This window comes from Arthrospira sp. PCC 9901, from assembly GCF_059013425.1.
On record NZ_CP102296.1, the window covers coordinates 3,674,736 to 3,692,900 of the forward strand.

Here is an 18,165-nt window from a genome sequence, read left to right on the forward strand (position 1 = left end):
TGTCAATTTCCAGGGGACTGAAACTGCGCCATTAACCAGGCTCCAACTTGTGACTGGTCTTGATTGCGGCTCCGTTGCAGGGCTTGGTCTAGGGTGGCTATCTCTAGTCCTGGAAACATCACAGAGATATCAATTCGCTGACTCCCGCGATCGCTCATTTGATAAGCCAATACTTCCCCAGTTTCGACGTTCACAATCCAATATTCAGCAATCCCGACATCTTCATACAGCACTCGCTTAACGGTGCGATCGTCAAGCAGGGATGATTTTGCCACCTCCACCACCAAATCTGGCACGGGATACTCTTCCAGATTCACAATATCCGTGCCGCTAGGGATGGCGGTTGCTTTGTTGCCAACATAATACGCTAAATCGGGCTGAAATTCGGCATATCCCGGTTTACGGAAGGAACAATTGTCTAAAATCGTGAACGGAATGCCTTTCACAATGCCATAGAGATTAATGGCAAGGGCAATAGTTCCATGATGTTTGCTGTGGTCAAAACCTACGGGTAGTTGCATTTCTAATCTCATTCGCCCATTGCTGTAATAGCCTTTGGATTTAGCATGGGCGGGGTCATCCAAAGCACTCAGGTACTCATTCCAGGTGGCAGGAACCCAGGTATCACTGGCTATTAGATTAGAGAGTGGATTCATGCTCATCATCCCGGAGGAAAAATTGACATCCATTCTATGATACTCCTCCTCTGGAACTTTGGCAACCGGCAGAGTCTCCATTTCTCATCTTTAGAAATTTTACAAATTTTCGATATTGATGCAGTTAAGGATTAGGAGCAGCAAGTGCAGTTTAAACTTGGCTTGATAAGCGGTTGTCTCCCAGTAAATACCAAAGCCAAATGTGGGTATCTAGCAGCAGTTTCATTCTAACACCTCCCAGGGCTGAGGCTCTGGCGCAATTATATCTCCTAAAATTTCACCGATGCCCTTCATTGCCCCAAAAGCGGGGCGGGCATCTGGGATGGTAGCGGGATAGATAATCACTAAGGGTTTGCCTTCATGGATGACCGTAATGGGGGTTTTAGTGCGTTCGACTTCTATAAATAGATTCTGGAGAAGTTGGGGCAGTTCATTGGTCGTAATTTCTGTCATTTGTTACCTCCTGAATCGTGAAAAATAATGTAAATGCCGCATAGCTTAATTTTAGTTTACTAGAAATTCCCCGAGTCCTGACCCAGCGTCTGGACTAACGGGGGTCGCCAATCAACACCAACGGCGACCAGAAAAACGGATGACGGTGAGACTGACTTAACTTCGCCTGACGCAATGCCTCCACCTTCGTTAACTTCTCCTGCATCATCAGGCGATAAAACTCGGTCACCACTGCCTCGGTTGCCGCATCATCCACATTCCACAAGGTCGCCATCAAAGCCCGGGCCCCGGCTCGTTCCCAGATATAAGCCATCCCCATAATCGCATCCCCGTCGATATTGGTCTGTAACGCTGTCTGACAGGCGGTTAACGCAACCAATTCGGTGTTCTGTAACCCCAGTAACGCCGCGTCTGCTAGGGGATATTCTCCATCGGCAAATAACAGGGTGTTGGCTTTCATGTCTGGAGCATAATCCGCACAATTGTCTTGCAAACAACAACCCAATTGCTGAAAACAGCCGTGGGTGGCTAGATGCAGATAGCGATGACGGGGGGATTGACGTTTGAACTGTTCCAACGTCGCCTGTTGGTGGCGGTAAATCTCACTCTCCGGGGCGAGGCGGAGGAGGGCATCGACTTCGGCTTCGGTTCCCGGCAGGTTGAAGGGGTCTTGGGGTTGGGGATTGGCAAAGCCTAGCACTTGGTAGCCCGGTGAGAAGCGGGGGGAAAGGGTGGCGGTGACTAGGGCGGCAGTGAGCAAAGTTCCCCCCAGTTTCCAATGGTGTTTGACTGTTGCGCCAACGCCCATGACTCCCAGGAAGAGGGGAATCGACCACAGGGGGAAAGTTGGGGATGGGGAGGGGGAGGGACTGGCGAGGAGGGAACGACTGGAGAGACGAGTCAGGTAATGGATGGGGTACTGTTGCAGCAGGAATGTGTCGGTTTCCGAGTCCCGGAGGGTTTCAAAGGGGAATTGGCGCAGAGACCCGGTGGCGATGATGGCGAGTTGTTGGGGGTTGAGTGCCTCAATGTCCTGGGCAACGGGGCGGATCAGGTGGTCGTAGAGGTTGGCAGAAAGCCGACGATAGCCGGAATCGCCGCTTTGGAGCATTTGGCGATACTTTGTGACCCAATCGTTGAATTGGTCGGCATCGATGGGGACTTTCTGGACGCTGAGGCTGTCGCGGCTGAGGAGGAAGAGGGCGAGGGTGTTGGGAACGTTTTGGATATTTGTGAGGAGAACGGGTTGTAAGACAACGGTTCCCGGGGGGAGGCTGGCTTGCAGTTGGCTGAGGTCTTCCGGTTGAATTTCAAAGAGTTCGGCGATTTCGGGGTAGGAGTTGGCGAGGGTTTCGGCTTGTTGATTGACTTGGGCTTCTAAGTCGCGCATTTGGTCCACGAGGGCGGCGCTGAAGTTGTCTTGCAGTTGTTGGCGGAGGGCTTGCAGTTGTTGGGATTGGTCGTTCCAGTCATCAAGGGCGGCTTGGGCTTCAGGGTTGGCGACTCTCACACCGATGAGACGGTTATAGTCGGCGAGTTCGTAGGTGGTGACGCGGTTCGCCCATTCAAAGGCGCGTTGGGGCTGGTTTTGGTCGATGAGCAGGTCAACGAGAGCAACGGCTCTGCCGCGATTGGTTTGGAGGAAGGTCTCGCGGAATTCTTTTTGCAGTTCACTACGGAGTTCAAGGAGAATCTTGAGGGAGTCTTCCAAGTAGGTGATGGCTTTGTCGGGTTGGTTGGTGTCTCGGTAGACGGCGGCTATGTTTGCGAGAGTGGTGATTTCTTCAGGGCGAGTACCCACTTCTCGGTGAATTGCCAAGGCTTGATTGTAGTAGTTCAGGGCTTCAGTCTGGTTGCCCAAGGCATAGTACACTGTACCAATGTTATTGAGAGTAGTGGCTTCCCCAGAGCGATCGCCCACCTCTCGCCGAATCGGCAAAGCCTGATTGTAGTAGTCCAGGGCTTCACTACGGTTGCCCAAGGCATCGTACACTACACCAATACCATTGAGGGTGGCGGATTCCCCTGAGCGATCGCCCACCTCTCGCATAATAAGTAAAGCTTGATTGTAGTAGTTCATGGCTTCAGTCCGGTTGCCCAAGGCATGATACACTGCACCAATGTTAGTGAGAGTGGCGGCTTCCTCACGGCGATCGCCCACTTCTCGGTCAATTTCCAAGGACTGATTGTAATAGTTCAGGGCTTCAGTCCGGTTGCCCAAGGCATGATACACTGCACCAATGTTATTGAGAGTCCTGGCTTCCCCTGAGCGATCACCCACTTCTCGGTGAATTGGCAAAGCTTGATTGTAATAGTTCAGGGCTTCAGTCCGGTTGCCCAAGGCATTGTACACTGCACCAATGTTGTTGAGAGTGGTGGCTTCTCCAGGACGATCGCCCACCTCTCGCAGAATCGGCAAAGCCTGATTGTAGTAGTTCAGGGCTTCAGTCCGGTTGCCCAAGGCATCGTACACCAAGCCAATGTTGTTGAGTGTGGCGGCTTCCCCAGGGCGATCGCCCACCTCTCGCAGAATCGGCAAAGCCTGATTGAAGTAGTTCAGGGCTTCAGTCTGGTTGCCCAAGGCATGGTACACCAAGCCAATGTTATTGAGAGTAACGGCTTCTCCAGGGCGATCGCCCACTTCTCGCCTAATTGGCAAAGCCTGATTGTAGTAGTTCAGTGCTTCAGTCCGGTTGCCCAAGGCATTGTACACTCCACCAATGCTATTGAGGGTGGTGGCTTCCCCTGAGCGATCGCCCACCTCTCGCCTCATTGGCAAAGCCTGATTGTAGTAATTCAGAGCTTCAGTCCGGTTGCCCAAGGCATGGTACACTGTGCCAATGCTATTGAGAGTTTTGGCTTCCCCTGAGCGATCGCCCACCTCTCGCCTCATTGGCAAAGCCTGATTGTAGTAATTCAGAGCTTCAGTCCGGTTGCCCAAGGCATGGTACACTGTACCAATGCTATTGAGAGTGGTGGCTTCTCCTGATCTGTCATTGGTCTCTCGAAAAATAATCAGCGCTTGTTCATAGGACTCTAAAGCCTGTTGCCTTTGTCCAATCTGGTCATAATTTCGACCAATCCCTAAAAGGGCTACAGCTTCCAACTGCCGATTTTGCAATTGTCGAGCAGCCCCTAGAACACGCTCCAATGTCTCAATCGCCTGCACAGGTCGCCCCTGTTGTATCTGTTGACCACTCTGCTGTAACAAGTGAATAACCTCCTTTTCCGACATTCTCGCCTGCACCAACACCGTCTGTGCCTCCACCCAAGGCGACAGAGAACCCATGCCCAACAGCAGCGAAACCGTCAACAGCGAACTCATCCAGCGTCCAGTCATGGCTCAACTCTCCCTGTGACTCCATCTCTTCTATTATTGCCCGAAGGCGCAGAAATTGAGTCTCCCCCCAAGGACGGCAGAGCCACGATATAAGTCTCATCGCCGCCCAGTTTCTCCACCACTATAATCAAAGTAATCTATAACGCCCCTACTGGTGCCATGAAGCTATCACTCACCCCAGAAATAGAACAACGGATTGCGGATCAACTCAACCAAGGACATTACCAATCCGCCCAGGAGGTCATCTTAGCCGCCCTAGAACTTTTGGACCAACGCCAGCAATACCTGACTGAACTGCGTCAGGAAATCGCGATTGATGCCACTCAAATTGAACAGGGACAAGTGATAGACGGAGAACAGGTCTGCGCTCATATCCTCAACCGTTTACATAATTTTTTCTCGACCCGATAGCATCGATATTGCTCAGACTTTCAATGGGTATCGGGATTTAAAATCACTCAAAATAAAACCCAGAAAAATCATGAAAAACACAACCCAATTCCAAGAAATTGCTGCGGAAGTGCAACTGTTTAATGATATCGAACAAAAGGAAAAGTTTGTTTTTGTCGTGGGTGCTTTAGTTTCTCGATTAATTAGCCTTCAGAAAGGAGCAGAAATCATGGAGATGGAACCGGAAATGCTTTTAAAGATTTTGGAAATGATGGGCATCGAGTTTTCTTATCTTACTCCTGAAGATATTAAAGCGGAAAAAACTTGGTAAGACTGATGAAAATTGTTTTTAATTGTTCTCCGTTAATTTTCCTGTACCGATTAGACTTCCTAGAAATTTTCATCAATGACAACCATCAGTTTTATATCCCCCCAAGTGTGCAATTAGAAATCAATGCCAAACCGGATCAAGCATCAGGATGCATTAATAGACTAATTTCAAATCAGCAATTAGTCGTTCGAGAAATTAAATTACTATCTTTGGCAAATCGTTTAAATGAGCGGCTGGGTCGAGGTGAATCAGAGGCAATCTCGTTGGCAATAGACTTGCAAACAGATTATATAATCCTTGATGATTTTGCGGCTAGAAAGGAAGCAAAAAGATTAGGTTTAAATGTTAAAGGAACTTTGGCAGTGGTTCGTAAATTACACCTAGAAGGTCGGATTAATATTTATGATTTTGATGTTTTGTACCAAAAAATCACAGAAATCAATTTTCGAGTCAAGCGAGAAATTTTTGATGAAATTTTTGATGATGATATTAGGAATTAAACGAGTCAATCCCTATTTTATCCGGAATCCGGTATTGATATATCTGTTAAAAACCGCACCCTAAAGGGTGGGGCTACACGGACAAAGCCCGCCTGCGCGGGCTAAAGAGTAAAACGAGTCAATCCCTAGTTTATCCGGAATCTGGTATTGATATATCTGTTAAAAACCGCACCCTAAAGGGTGGGGCTATACGGACAAAGCCCGCCTGCGCGGGCTAAAGAGTAAAACGATTTTTGAACTCCGGATTGGGTATTAATTTTCCAGATATGCTGCACCAAAAGTTCTGGGATGAAATTTATTTATATGAAATAACTCAATGTTGGCTACAGTCTTCTGGTGAATTGTTGGGTTGCGCGCTTTTCTGCACCCAACCTACAGATAGCACTTACCTAGAGCTTGGTCAGTTGGAGCGAATCGCGGGTTTTCCACGAAAAAAACCCGTTTCTAGTTTTCTCAGGCCCCCATTCATGATGATGCTAGAACCCGCGCTTGAGCAATTTCTCTGTCTCCAATTCCCCGCACTTGAGAACTCAAGAGAGAAACAATGGCAATGGTTTCTCCTGCGATGGTCATAAATTCTACTTCATAGCCCAAACCTTCTTGATGGACTAACACAACGGTGCCCATATCGCCGGATTTTAAATCATATTCCGGTAAGTCGGCGGTTAAAACAACTCGGTCTAATTCACTAATCATGGTTTACTAAATTTTAAGTGAGTGGATAGGCGCTGACCAGTCTAGGGATATCATCTCCAGTAGAAATAAACCAAATAGAACGCACTTCTGGGTTTCTGCCATCTGGCGTGATTACTCTACCTTCAACAACATACCTTGTCCCAAAAGGGGATGATTCTATTTTAGCTAATTCATGGTCAGCCACATGATTTAGCAAGGCATTTGCCATAATTTCCCACGACTCAATGTTAAATCCAAATTTGATAAAAAACTTGGCTTTACTTTTGCCGTCAGGATGAGTCAGGGACAGTAAATATTCGGTAATTTTTTTCTGGGTAACAATCGCTTGTTCATAATTCGGTAGTTTCAAGAAATTTATCCCTTTTTTTCAATAAATCAAATCGAGCATCTCATCTTGGGCATTGATGTCGCTCTCTCGATTCATTCTTTGTCTTATCATAGGTCAGAGGACGGGGAAGCTGATTTGCTCCGGTTGGGTTTTGCCCTTGGCTTCACCGAACCCACCCCAACTCGGATGACTTACTCCTCCCGGTCACGACGTACTTTACTCACGACAATTTCCATCTCATCCTCTGACAGGGGGATAAGCTGATCCAACAGAAAATCAAAATCGTTCTGGTTTTCCAGTTTCCCCTGTAACTCATCATTCTCCCAAGCCTGCTGACCCCGAATCATCATTTTTTCCTCCTCATAGTCTAGGGCAGAGAAGGGAACCCGCCAAGTTTCTGGGGTACTCATATCCTCCCCGCGAATGTTGGGCCGCCCTCTGACAACTAACCCCTGATTTGTCAGGCGATCGCGCTCTATTTTCGCAACTTCCGTCAGGGGCAATCCTTGGGAGCGTCCCGCCAATTGCAGTTGGCGAGTTTCTGGGTTAAATCCCAGTAATTCATGGTTGCCACTCCCCCCCGCTTTTAACTCAATTTTGATATTCACCGGGAGCATCACTTGAATAATTGGCGGTGAGGGTAATGGATTGAGTTGCCCAGTAGGGGTAACTTCAGCCGTTTGGGAAGGAGGGCTAATGGCACATCCCCCTATTCCCAGGGAGGAAACCATTAAAACCAGTGACAAGATATGGCAAGTTGGATGTTTCATAACAGCTTAGACTGGTGTAGAACTCGATGGGGGGACCCTCACCCTAAATCCCTCTCCCATTTTGGGAGAGGGACTTTAAATCCAAAGCCCCCTCTTGCTCCCTCTCTCTCTGGGAGAGGGACTTTGAATCCAAAGCCCCCTCTTGCTCCCTCTCTCTCTGGGAGAGGGACTTTGAATCCAAAGCCCCCTCTTGCTCCCTCTCCCATTTTGGGAGAGGGCTGGGGTGAGGGCGGATGAGGGCCGACTGGCTAAACGGTAAGAGGTAGCCCCGAGAGGGTTTGTTGTCATCTTTGGGATAAGGTTGAGATGAGTGAGTCACAGCGTTTACCCCCGGAAACTTTTGCCCTGGGAAGAATTGCCAGTTTGCTGGTGATGTTGGGGGCGGTGCTATACTTCACGGGGTGGACTTATCGCTGGATCTATTTCGCGTTTTTCCAACTGGAAGTTACCACGCTGCCTTTGCCCCTAGAGTCGTTTTATATTGCTGCGTTTCAAGTGTTTTTTGGCAGCTTCCGAGCCATTTTCCATACTATTATAACGGCGGCGTTGGTTGTGGTGGGGGTTTATTGCAGTCTGTGGTTACTGGAAGGGCAACCCTCACTCCGGTTCCAAGCTGGACTCGAGAACATCCATGGGGGGATATTGGCTTCCCTCAATAATCGTTTAGCCAGTCAACCGCCTCAAACATTCTGGAAACGCTGGCTATTTCGGTTGTATCGGGGACTGTTGCAACTGCTAAAATCGTTTCTGGAGTTCCACCTGTTGGAGTATCAATCCCTGCGATTTGTGCGATCGCTTTTGGATGAAACATTGATTATCTGTTGGGTGCTGGCGGGCTGTTTCTGGCTGGCACAATGGCAGGGAGAAGCGGATGCGTGGCGGGATGCGGTGAATGAAACCTCCTCTCTCCCGGTGGTGACGGTGGTTGTGCGAGAGGATAGTTTTCCCTTGGGGGTGAACCCCGATGATATCCGCAATCCTCAAGGTATCCGCATTATTGGTGACCCAAGCAGCTACCAGCAACTGCTGAGTGCGGCGATTAATAACCCCAGCCAGAATCGGGTCTGGCGGTTGCTGATTGATGTGGATGGGGATTATTATATATTCCCAGCCCTACCGGAACGGGATGAAACCCGCCGCCCTGGGTTGGTGGTGATTCCTCGCAGTCATCAAGGCGATCGCTTGATTCAGTTGCGCCCCACACTCGACACCGATATTCCCACTCAAGCTAAAGATAATCAGCCGACTAATAGTAAATAGACGCATCAGTTTTATACACCCCTAGCTGTGCAATCTGGTGAGTTTTTGGGTTATGCGATCGCATAACCCAACCTACAAACTCAGTTCTAATCAACCACTGGTGCTGTACTCAGTTCTACCGTGAAAGACTCAAAAGTTACCTCAAATCCTTCCCGTTCTGGGGATGCACACACCGGGCCAACCCAAGCCGTAGGTTCTTCGGGAAAATCCGTCAGACGTAATAGGACAAATTTATCACCATCGAGGGAGTAGAGAACTGCAATGGCTTCATTTCTGCGCCGTACTTCAAACCAAACCCGATCGGGTTGACCTGCCAAGGGAGCAACGGCCCAATCCGATCGCTCCCGTGTCACAACTGCACTGGCGTATTGGACACCATCTACATATTCAATGCCACACTTGAGCCAATGGGTTTTACTGACTCTAACCATCAATCCAGCTTGATCATAGAGTTCCTGGTATTGCCCCGAAAAACAGACCCGGGCTCGAAAGTTGCCCAATACTTCACGGTAGTAACAGTGACCAGAATCCCGAATAAAACCGTAGTGAGTTGTCCGCCAGAAATCGGTTTTCAACCCGGTTTTAACCCAAAGCCGATCGCCGCGATTCTGCCATGCCGCAGGGGGGTTATACCACTGCATGGATGACCAAGGGGTGATTGGTGAAGGTTCCATAGTCATGGCTCGTCCTATCAAATTGACTACTCCCCGCGCTAAAGCGACGGGGATTCCCCGGAGGGATTTCAGAACTTCCGACAAGTCGGACTCCTAGGCGAAGTCAAATACGCCTCTATAGGTTGCCCGAAGGCTTCCTTTTACTTATTTTCATTCAATCACCTTTTGTCTCTCGCCAATGAAACGTCTTTGCTGCCGACATTTCTGCATGATGCAAGTCTGCCCTCACGGGATGTTAAGCCCCTTTCATTTGGGTCATAGAGAAGGCGATACCATTCTATCATAGTCATTGCGGCTAAAGCCGCCGAGTCGTTTTTCCGCCCCGCTTTAAAAAGACGGAGCTACCAAACTCCCGAATTTTTGCCGTGTATTACTGGGAACATAGCAGAACTCAAAAACAACAGAAATGGCTGTCGCCGGAATCTATGGAAGATGTTAACAACGGTAACACCCAGAGAACTAGATCAGTCAGATCCGCATTATTGGTGACGCAAGCAGCTACCAGCAACTGCTGAGTGCGGCGATTAATAACCCCAGCCAGAATCGGGTCTGGCGGTTGCTGATTGATGTGGATGGGGATTATTATATATTCCCAGCCCTACCGGAACGGGATGAAACCCGCCGCCCTGCGTTGGTGGTGATTCCTCGCAGTCATCAAGGCGATCGCTTGATTCAGTTGCGCCCCACACTCGACACGGATATTCCCAGTAGGGATAAAAATTGATAATCGCTCATCGATACCTAGGTAATAGGAAAGCCGGAAGCGTCGGTGATGGGATGACTATCGGGTTATGATTGAACCCGAAAAGCGTGACAACCTGCCATTAAGATGAATCAAACCCTGTGGATAGCCCGACACGGCGATCGCCAAGACCATGCCGATTCTAATTGGTATCGTAGCAGTAGCAATCCTTTTGACCCGCCCTTGTCAGCCAAAGGGGAAAAGCAAGCGATCGCCCTAGCCCAACGTCTAGGGGGAGAAAAGATTAACTACATTTTCGCATCCCCATTTCTGCGAACCGTTGCTACCGCCCACGCCGTAGCCGAAGTTCTGGATTTACCAGTGCAACTAGAACCGGGACTGGGAGAGTTTTTAAGTGGTTACAGCTTCCCCTATTTGCCGAAAATGCGATCGTCATCAGAACTAAAAGCCGATTTTCCCCGCATCAATCTTAACTATGAATCGCCCCAAGGTTGGCAGTATCCCGAAACCTGGTCCATGGCTCAACAACGCATGACCAGCACTATCCAACGCTTAACCACACAATACCCCGAAAATCTGGTACTGGTAGGTCATGCAGCCTCAGTGAAAGGACTCACCCAAGCATTAATTACGCGAAAGCAGAAACTCAAAACCTCTCTTTGCTGTCTAGTCAAGTTAGTAGCTGATGATCATGGTTGGAACCTGGAACTAGCCGGAGATACTAGCCATCTGGAACTAGCCGGGGTGGCTTCCCAGTCTCATCTACTCAGAGCCGCTCTGAGATATTACCGCTATTATCGATATGCCTACCGATATCAGCCCGAATTACCTCGATGATATATAATATCTTGCGGTTAATGGTGCTAGAATCGTAAAGGCCAGTCGTCCATAAGTTGGGTGCCCCTATAATTTGCCAAACACTTGGCAGCCAAAACGCGATTTATAAAGGAAATAACTGCATGAGTTCAACAACCGTCCAAGCCAAATATGAAATTAAAGACCCAACACTTGCCCCAAAAGGCAAACAACGGATTGAATGGGCGGGGCGTGAAATGCCAGTTTTGCGCCAAATTCAAGAACGTTTTGCCCAAGAAAAGCCCTTTGATGGTATCCGTTTAATTGCTTGCTGTCACGTCACCACAGAAACAGCACATTTGGCGATCGCTCTCAAAGCTGGGGGCGCAGATGCTATACTTATTGCTAGTAACCCCCTGTCAACCCAAGACGATGTAGCCGCTAGTTTGGTGGTTGATTATGGCATCCCCGTTTTCGCCATGAAAGGGGAAGATACAGCCACCTATCTGCGCCACGTCGAGATTGCCCTTGATCACCGCCCCAATATTATTATTGATGATGGTAGTGATGTTACCGCTACCCTCGTTAAAAACCGTCAGCATCAACTACCTGAAATTATTGGTACTACTGAAGAAACCACTACCGGAATTGTCCGTCTGCGGGCTATGTTTAATGATGGGAAACTGACTTTCCCGGCTATGAACGTTAACGACGCAGATACTAAGCACTTTTTTGATAACCGCTACGGAACTGGTCAATCTACCCTTGATGGTATTATCCGCGCTACTAATGTTCTGCTCGCCGGTAAAAATGTCGTCGTTGTCGGTTACGGTTGGTGTGGTAAAGGCTCCGCCTTGCGCGCTCGTGGATTGGGTGCTAATGTCATTGTTACCGAAGTTGATCCAGTCCGGGCTATTGAAGCCGTCATGGATGGTTTCCGCGTGATGCCTATGGAACAAGCCGCTGCCGTGGGAGATTTGTTTATTACTGTGACTGGTAATAAGCACGTTATTCGTGGGGAACATTTCGATGTGATGAAAGATGGGGCTATGGTTTGCAACTCTGGTCACTTCGATATTGAAATTGACCTGAAAGTGCTGGCGGAACGTTCTACCGAAATCAAGGAAGTTCGTAATTTTACCCAACAATATAAGCTCAAAAACGGTAAATCTGTTGTGGTTTTGGGTGAAGGACGTTTGATCAACTTGGCGGCTGCTGAAGGTCATCCTAGTGCCGTTATGGATATGAGTTTTGCTAACCAAGCCATGGCTTGTGAATATCTGGTCAAAAATCAAGGCAAACTCGAACCCGGTCTGCACTCTATCCCCCAAGACGTGGATCAGGAAATTGCTCGTCTGAAATTGAAAGCCATGGGTATTGCTATTGATACCTTGACATCAGAACAGATTGAGTATATGAATTCCTGGACTGTTGGCACTGACTAATCTCTCCAGTTTTTCTTGGGGTTGGATTTAGGCAATATCTGTCAAGGCAACCGGAGACGGTTGCCTAAATATATTCTGGTTGATTGATTCCGGTTAGTTTTTTTATCTTTAGCTGTGGCTTGTGGCAAAACTTTCTGTTGAACTTCAGCGCTATTTTTGGGAAGAGTCCCGTTCCTCTCAGGTAACGCTGGGTGATATTATTACTCTGGCAGGAGAGCGGATTTTTGGGTTTTTGTTTGTGGTGCTGGCGCTGCCTTCCGCCCTTCCCATTCCGGCTCCTGGCTATTCGATTCCCTTTGGGATTTTATTATTTTTGTTAGCTATTCAATTGATTGCGGGTTCACAAACGCCTTGGTTTCCGAATTCATGGCTCAACCGTCAATTGCCTTTGGAAAAGGTACAGGGAATTTTAAAAGTGGGGATTCCTTGGTTACAGAAAATTGAGGTGTTTTGCCGTCCCCGCTTGAGTTTTATTTGTACTCATCCCGTGGGAAGGGTTGTGATTGGTTGTGCGATCGCAATTATGGCAGTCTCCATGATGCTGCCTATTCCCTTAACTAATACACTACCAGCGATCGGGATTTTTATTACCGGATTTGGGCTGTTAGATGATGATGGGGCGATTACCTTGGGGGGATTAGTAGTTTGTCTCATGGGAGCAGTCCTTTCCGGTTTAATTTTACTGTTTGGCTATGAAGCAGTGAAAGCCGGGATTAATTACCTACGGTTGTCTATCAGTCCCTAAGATTACCCCAACTGGCTCCGAAAAGTGATCACCATCACCACAACTTAGTTGATTGGGTCATCAGTTAATTTGCGTAGTCTCACCTAGAAACCCTATGAACATCACGAGAATCACTCCGAGAAATCACTGAGATTTTCCGAAACCTTTGGGATGATGAAGATACTAAAAGGTTGGCCGCTTACTTGTCCTGGAGAGAAATATGATTGTGATGACTACATCTACCAAAACTTATATCAACCCAGATGGCTCACTCGCAGAACTGCCTCTGTCCACCAAATTCGGGAATATAGAACTTAGACAGATTTACCATCTAGCCCAAACTCAGAATTGGGAACCTGAAACTCTGGAAAGTCGCATCGATCGCGCTTTGTCCATGGTGGATGCTAATTGGGCGAATCCCAAAGAACAGCTTTTGTTAGAATTAGTTCGTCAGGGTAGAGCCGACCAAATCGATGGTATCGAATATTGGACTACCCAAATTGACGAAACACGGGCGGCGGGAATTTGTCTTGACCCGGTTACATTGACACTAGAAGTTATGGTGATTGACTTACAGTGGTTTACCCCTATCCATCGGGAACAGGTGAGAACCCTATCAAGATTATGTCAGCTTACCAGTTCGAGTTGCTATGATTCAGAATCCGGCTCTACAAATTGGTTGCTATAGTTGACCTGAAGTGGAATAATGATCATCATACTTACCAACATATTTACGAAAATATCACGAAACTAGCGTTTAATCGCCCTCTCATCATCAACAGCTAGGGTGCGTCAATCGCCAATATGTTCGCACCCTAAAGTCTAGTTCTATAACACGCCCGCCCGTTGTAGCAGTACCATGGTCCCCTGTAAGTCAGCTAGATTGGCTAAGTCAATTCTTGGGGGATTGATTTGCTCAATAGATAACTGTCGCTCTGGGGCTGGTATCCCTTCGACTAGGGGATATTCTTTGGTTTCTCGATCGAAGAAGTTTTGGGCGTTATTGGTGAGTAAAAACTGGATAAATCGCTGTGCATCTTGGGCGTTTCTGGCTGTGTCGAGAATAGCTACTCCGGCTATGTTAATTAATGATCCTGCGTCGCCACGGGTGTAGTGGTGAGCGACGGGGAAGTTAGGATCATCTGCTAAGAAGCGATATAGGTAGTAGTTATTGGTTAACCCCATATCTACTTCTCCTCGACCTACGGCTTCAACAATGGTCGTATTGTTCCGGTAAACTACAGCCCCATTATTTCTCATGGCTTGGAGCCATTGCATGGTTTGAGCATCACCTTCTACTAGGCGCATGGCGGTAACGAAGGACTGAAAAGAACCGTTGGTGGGAGCCCAGCCAACTCTCCCCCGCCATTTGGGTTGGGTGAGTTCGGAGATGGAGTTGGGTAGTTCGTTGCGGTTGACCTGGTTGGTGTTGTAGGCTAGTACCCGCGCTCTACCTGTAATCCCTACCCAGTGGTTGTTAGGGGAACGGAAACGAGAATCTACTCTACTGATGATTTGTGCGGGAATGGCGCGAGTTCGACCGGCTTTTTGTAAGGCTCCCAAGGCTCCAGCATCTTGAGCAAAAAATATGTCAGCAGGGCTATTGCGTCCTTCTTCAATAATAGCGATCGCTAATTCGGCAGTGTCACCATAGCGGACTCTAATATTAATACCTAGCTCCTGTTCGGCTCGTTTGATTAATGGACCAATCAGAGCCTCTTGTCGCCCAGAGTAAATAGTTAAAGTCTGATTCTGAGACTGGCTAACTTGGGCTATACCCAGAACTAAGGCTAGGGTGAGCATCCCCGCTAAAAAATGTCTACGTTTGAACATTTGTTACCCTCATATAGTTTTTGTTAGGGACAGTTATTAAGAATTAATTGCATCTAATTCCAGATAAACTATATCACCAGGTGGGGAGTTAAACAAGAATTTTTGTTAATAAACAAACGGCAATACAGCCATAACCCGGAGGTCAGAGGCTGGTTAATAGGTGTTAATAGGTGTTAATAGATTCTTGGTTGGTAGAAAAAAATTACTATTATATCAGAAACGATCGCATTAAGTTTATTGATAAGTAATGTCAATATAGCCCAATGGGGGGGAATAAATGACTATAATAGTCAACTAGATGTGCTGTTGCAACAGTTCAAATTGTTGAGATGAAATGCGGTTAGCCTGGTATAAGGTTTGGGAAATTTCATCGAGACTTAATACCGCATGACCACGATAGCCATTTTCTGTCAACCTTTCCATGACCTGGCGACCATGATCGATAAATACCACAATATCCTCAACCCTTAGTCCTGCAGCTTGTAATGTGGCGGCTCCTTTCATGACACTATTGCCAGTAATGAGGATATCATCGACAACGACAACGAGTTCCCCTGACTGAAAATGCCCTTCGATCGCCCTTTTAGCGCCATAGGTTTTGACTTCCTTTCGTGGAAACACCATAGGTCGTCCTAAACGGAGAGATAAACCAGTGGCTGTAGGTAGAGACCCATAGGGAATACCCGCAATGCGATCGAAATTAAGATTTTGGAGAATTTCTGCGTATGCTCCCACAATCTGATGAAAAATCTGGGGCATGGAAATAATCCGGCGCAAGTCAATATAATAGGGGAGAACCTCTCCTGATGATTGCACATGATCGCCAAACATAATGCAACCAATATCATAAAGTTGCAGAATCAGGTCGCGGTGGGGTTCATTTTCCAAGAAACAGACATCAGGAAGCCACAGGTCACAGCTAGGACTACCTTGCATAACCCGCAGGCGTTCGTCATTGATAGCATCTCGCAAAGACCGCACCGCCTCTGTGACAGTTCCCCGTTGCAATAAACGTGGTGGTAGAGGTAGCAATAGACCCGCACCGTCAGCACCCAAACCCGCGGCCAGAATTTGGATCAGATCATCTTGTTCGGTTAGATCGTTTTCCTCAGCACTATTTCCCTGAACCAAAATCAAACGCTCTGGAGCTTGGCGACGAATTCGTGCTAACATATCCGCCATGACCCCGACCTCTAACCCGACCTGTTCTGGAGTTCCCCAGGTTTGGGTAGCTCGCACCAATTCCAAGTAAAGAGGATGTGCCGGGTTAGGATATTCTTGGAGTAGGTTAGCGGAGGGGTTAGCAGTCGCACACAGGACAAATACTGCTTTATTAGGATAGACCAGAAAGGGTGTGACCAAATCCTGTCCGGTGTAGGGGGATACGGTGCAAGCATCAACCCCCCATTCTGTAAAAATCATGCGCGCAAACAGGCTGGCGCTATTGAGATCAGCGTGTTTAGCATCGAGAATGACGGGTATTGTAGAGGGGATCTGGTCTAAAATCTGCTGTAAAAGATGCCACCCAGACAAGCCAAGTCCTAAATAGGTATTTAAAGTTAGTTTATAGGCACAAACTAAGTGGGCGGTTTGCTGTACGATCGCCTTTAACCATCGATACCACTCCTCCACGAGTTTACCATCATCGACCAACCCTAGGCCCTGCTCATTCTCAAAGTTAGGCGGATATACTTCCGGGTCCGGGTCAAGGTTCACATAGAGCAAACTTTGGTTGCGCTCAATGCTGCTAATTAGTTTATCGGAAAAATTCATATTGCCTCCATTTAATCGAACCGCTAGAATACTGTGATTCACTAGGAATTTATGGGCAATGTCTGAGCAAGTTAATTTCCAATCATCTCCGTCCCATATTAATCAAATTGCCTTGGCTTTTCAAAAGGGAGGGTTGATCGGCTTATGTTTGCAGGTTTTTTTTGGGGTTGTACCCATTTTTCTGTTGTTGTTTGCGTTATTTCTCAGTCCCGCCAGAAATAGACTCGGACAATCATTTGTGGGTTTAGTTCTGGCTTATGGCTGTTTGTTGGCTCTAGGGTTTACCATTTACTGGTGTTTTCACTATACCCGAATTGGTGATCAACTGACTGACCCAGACCGTCGTCCGAGTAAGGCTAGTGTAACTCGCTCTCTTTGGATTGGGTTAGGAACTAATATAGCGGGTATGATTTGTGCTATGGTCGTGGCAATGTGGAAGGTGGGGGCTCTATTATTTAGAATGCTGTCTGTGCCACCGGGAGCCGCCACGATTTATAATCCGAGTGAGGGAGCGACTATTTTAAGTCGCAGCGGTCCGATTATTGTACCTATGGATATGATTACACTACAGGCTGCTCTTAATGCTATGGCGGCGGAGTTTGTGGGGATTATTGTATCTTTATTTCTGCTCTATCAAATTACTCAAAGTTTCTCTAATCGGGAAAAAAGGGTGACTGATTTGGGGGGTGAATGAGGAGCGATCGCTTTAAAATTAAGTCAGATTAACGCTGGTAGTAAGTGTTAAGCTACCACCGCCAAACCATACTTTTCAAAGATGTTTATAGCTGTGCTGACTTGTTCTGGGGTGGGTTCTTCAGTATCTTTAAGTTTATATTCGTAGCCGATTTCCTCCCATTTATATTCACCCATTTTATGAAATGGCAAAATCTCGACTTTTTCTACATTGGTGAAGCCGGACACAAACTTAGCTAATGCTTCCATATTATTGATGTCATTAGTTAAATTTGGTACTAACACAAACCGCACCCATGTCGGTTTATTAATCTCATGTAAATACTTGGCAAAATTCAGGGTGGGTTCTACGGAAACACAGGTGACTTTCCGATAGGTTTCGCTGTGATAAGATTTGATATCTAAAAGCACTAAATCGGTATAATCTAGCACTGGTTTAGCTACATTAAGGGGGATATAACCAGAGGTATCTAAGGCTGTATGAATCCCCAATTCCCGACAGCGTCGGAAGATTTCAGCCACGAATTCTGGCTGCATTAAGGGTTCGCCGCCAGTGACGGTAATACCGCCATTGGAAAACCGCATATAGGAGCGATATTTGACTACTTCTTGGATGATTTCTTCGACGGTGACTTGTTTACCGCCTGCTACTTCTTGACAGTCGGGGTTATGACAATAAAGACAGCGCAGGGGACAACCTTGGGTAAACACCACAAATCTAATTCCTGGACCGTCTACGGTGCCGCAACTTTCATAGGAATGAATTTTACCGAATATTTGAGTTGAAGAATCAGACATAAT

General features: G+C 47.4%; 20 protein-coding genes. 10 read left to right on the forward strand and 10 right to left on the reverse strand.

Features of this window, described 5'->3' with window-relative positions; translation table 11 throughout:
* Positions 1–2 precede the first annotated feature (2 nt).
* From NLZ44_RS16150 to NLZ44_RS16160, 3 genes are all read right to left on the reverse strand, one after another.
* On the reverse strand, positions 3–656 hold the full coding sequence (locus NLZ44_RS16150; RefSeq protein WP_493753016.1) for a Uma2 family endonuclease: 654 nt from the start codon (positions 654–656) through the stop codon (positions 3–5).
* 222 nt (positions 657–878) lie between these two features.
* On the reverse strand, positions 879–1,109 hold the full coding sequence (locus NLZ44_RS16155; RefSeq protein WP_254564796.1) for a type II toxin-antitoxin system Phd/YefM family antitoxin: 231 nt from the start codon (positions 1,107–1,109) through the stop codon (positions 879–881).
* Positions 1,110–1,203: 94 nt separating this feature from the next.
* Complete coding sequence (locus NLZ44_RS16160; RefSeq protein WP_493750462.1) at positions 1,204–4,449, reverse strand: CHAT domain-containing protein; 3,246 nt, start codon at positions 4,447–4,449, stop codon at positions 1,204–1,206.
* Between the two features lie 159 nt (positions 4,450–4,608).
* Here NLZ44_RS16160 and NLZ44_RS16165 point away from each other — a divergent pair, with 159 nt between their 5' ends.
* From NLZ44_RS16165 to NLZ44_RS16175, 3 genes are all read left to right on the forward strand, one after another.
* Complete coding sequence (locus NLZ44_RS16165; RefSeq protein WP_493750463.1) at positions 4,609–4,860, forward strand: ribbon-helix-helix domain-containing protein; 252 nt, start codon at positions 4,609–4,611, stop codon at positions 4,858–4,860.
* Between the two features lie 70 nt (positions 4,861–4,930).
* Positions 4,931–5,170 (forward strand): hypothetical protein, encoded by a 240-nt coding sequence (locus tag NLZ44_RS16170; protein WP_008055979.1) that lies wholly within the window; start codon positions 4,931–4,933, stop codon positions 5,168–5,170.
* Positions 5,171–5,175: 5 nt separating this feature from the next.
* Positions 5,176–5,670: a PIN domain-containing protein gene (locus NLZ44_RS16175; RefSeq protein WP_493750464.1), complete on the forward strand. Its 495-nt coding sequence runs from the start codon at positions 5,176–5,178 to the stop codon at positions 5,668–5,670.
* A 465-nt stretch (positions 5,671–6,135) separates the two neighbouring features.
* Here NLZ44_RS16175 and NLZ44_RS16180 read toward each other — a convergent pair whose 3' ends face one another.
* The 3 genes from NLZ44_RS16180 to NLZ44_RS16190 form a co-directional block, all read right to left on the reverse strand.
* A complete protein-coding gene (locus NLZ44_RS16180; RefSeq protein WP_006622682.1) occupies positions 6,136–6,366 on the reverse strand; it encodes a DUF4926 domain-containing protein in 231 nt (76 codons plus the stop codon).
* A gap of 13 nt (positions 6,367–6,379) precedes the next feature.
* Positions 6,380–6,715 carry a DUF6883 domain-containing protein gene (locus NLZ44_RS16185; RefSeq protein WP_006622683.1) on the reverse strand — a complete coding sequence of 112 codons (336 nt, stop codon included), beginning with the start codon at positions 6,713–6,715 and terminating at the stop codon, positions 6,380–6,382.
* A 170-nt stretch (positions 6,716–6,885) separates the two neighbouring features.
* Complete coding sequence (locus tag NLZ44_RS16190; protein ID WP_006622684.1) at positions 6,886–7,464, reverse strand: hypothetical protein; 579 nt, start codon at positions 7,462–7,464, stop codon at positions 6,886–6,888.
* Positions 7,465–7,770: 306 nt separating this feature from the next.
* On the opposite strand from NLZ44_RS16190, the gene NLZ44_RS16195 reads away from it, so the two are divergent.
* The gene (locus NLZ44_RS16195) at positions 7,771–8,724 is read left to right on the forward strand and encodes a hypothetical protein (RefSeq protein WP_493750465.1); all 954 of its coding nucleotides are present in this window, start codon (positions 7,771–7,773) and stop codon (positions 8,722–8,724) included.
* A gap of 86 nt (positions 8,725–8,810) precedes the next feature.
* Here the strand turns inward: NLZ44_RS16195 and NLZ44_RS16200 are convergent, their stop codons facing one another.
* A complete protein-coding gene (locus tag NLZ44_RS16200; RefSeq protein ID WP_006622687.1) occupies positions 8,811–9,482 on the reverse strand; it encodes a DUF1349 domain-containing protein in 672 nt (223 codons plus the stop codon).
* Between the two features lie 472 nt (positions 9,483–9,954).
* Between NLZ44_RS16200 and NLZ44_RS16205 the strand changes: the two genes are divergently transcribed.
* The 5 genes from NLZ44_RS16205 (at position 9,955) to NLZ44_RS16225 (ending at position 13,753) form a co-directional block, all read left to right on the forward strand.
* Entirely contained in the window at positions 9,955–10,122 is a 168-nt protein-coding gene (locus tag NLZ44_RS16205; RefSeq protein ID WP_493750466.1) for a hypothetical protein, read from the forward strand.
* Positions 10,123–10,227: 105 nt separating this feature from the next.
* Positions 10,228–10,938, forward strand: a complete 711-nt coding sequence (locus tag NLZ44_RS16210; RefSeq protein ID WP_111893692.1) for a histidine phosphatase family protein — start codon at positions 10,228–10,230, stop codon at positions 10,936–10,938.
* 122 nt (positions 10,939–11,060) lie between these two features.
* Positions 11,061–12,341, forward strand: coding sequence for an adenosylhomocysteinase (ahcY, locus tag NLZ44_RS16215; RefSeq protein ID WP_315638790.1), 1,281 nt, complete (start codon positions 11,061–11,063; stop codon positions 12,339–12,341).
* A 121-nt stretch (positions 12,342–12,462) separates the two neighbouring features.
* Complete coding sequence (locus tag NLZ44_RS16220) at positions 12,463–13,086, forward strand: exopolysaccharide biosynthesis protein (protein WP_315642359.1); 624 nt, start codon at positions 12,463–12,465, stop codon at positions 13,084–13,086.
* A gap of 208 nt (positions 13,087–13,294) precedes the next feature.
* Positions 13,295–13,753 (forward strand): hypothetical protein, encoded by a 459-nt coding sequence (locus NLZ44_RS16225; RefSeq protein WP_493750467.1) that lies wholly within the window; start codon positions 13,295–13,297, stop codon positions 13,751–13,753.
* A gap of 140 nt (positions 13,754–13,893) precedes the next feature.
* Here NLZ44_RS16225 and NLZ44_RS16230 read toward each other — a convergent pair whose 3' ends face one another.
* Both NLZ44_RS16230 and NLZ44_RS16235 read right to left on the reverse strand, forming a co-directional pair.
* The gene (locus tag NLZ44_RS16230) at positions 13,894–14,898 is read right to left on the reverse strand and encodes an iron ABC transporter substrate-binding protein (RefSeq protein ID WP_493750468.1); all 1,005 of its coding nucleotides are present in this window, start codon (positions 14,896–14,898) and stop codon (positions 13,894–13,896) included.
* 294 nt (positions 14,899–15,192) lie between these two features.
* A complete protein-coding gene (locus NLZ44_RS16235; RefSeq protein WP_111893102.1) occupies positions 15,193–16,671 on the reverse strand; it encodes a bifunctional orotidine-5'-phosphate decarboxylase/orotate phosphoribosyltransferase in 1,479 nt (492 codons plus the stop codon).
* A 58-nt stretch (positions 16,672–16,729) separates the two neighbouring features.
* Here NLZ44_RS16235 and NLZ44_RS16240 point away from each other — a divergent pair, with 58 nt between their 5' ends.
* Entirely contained in the window at positions 16,730–17,365 is a 636-nt protein-coding gene (locus NLZ44_RS16240; protein ID WP_006622696.1) for a DUF3611 family protein, read from the forward strand.
* 47 nt (positions 17,366–17,412) lie between these two features.
* Here the strand turns inward: NLZ44_RS16240 and pflA are convergent, their stop codons facing one another.
* Positions 17,413–18,162, reverse strand: a complete 750-nt coding sequence (gene pflA, locus NLZ44_RS16245; protein ID WP_493750469.1) for a pyruvate formate-lyase-activating protein — start codon at positions 18,160–18,162, stop codon at positions 17,413–17,415.
* Between the last annotated feature and the right edge of the window lie 3 nt (positions 18,163–18,165).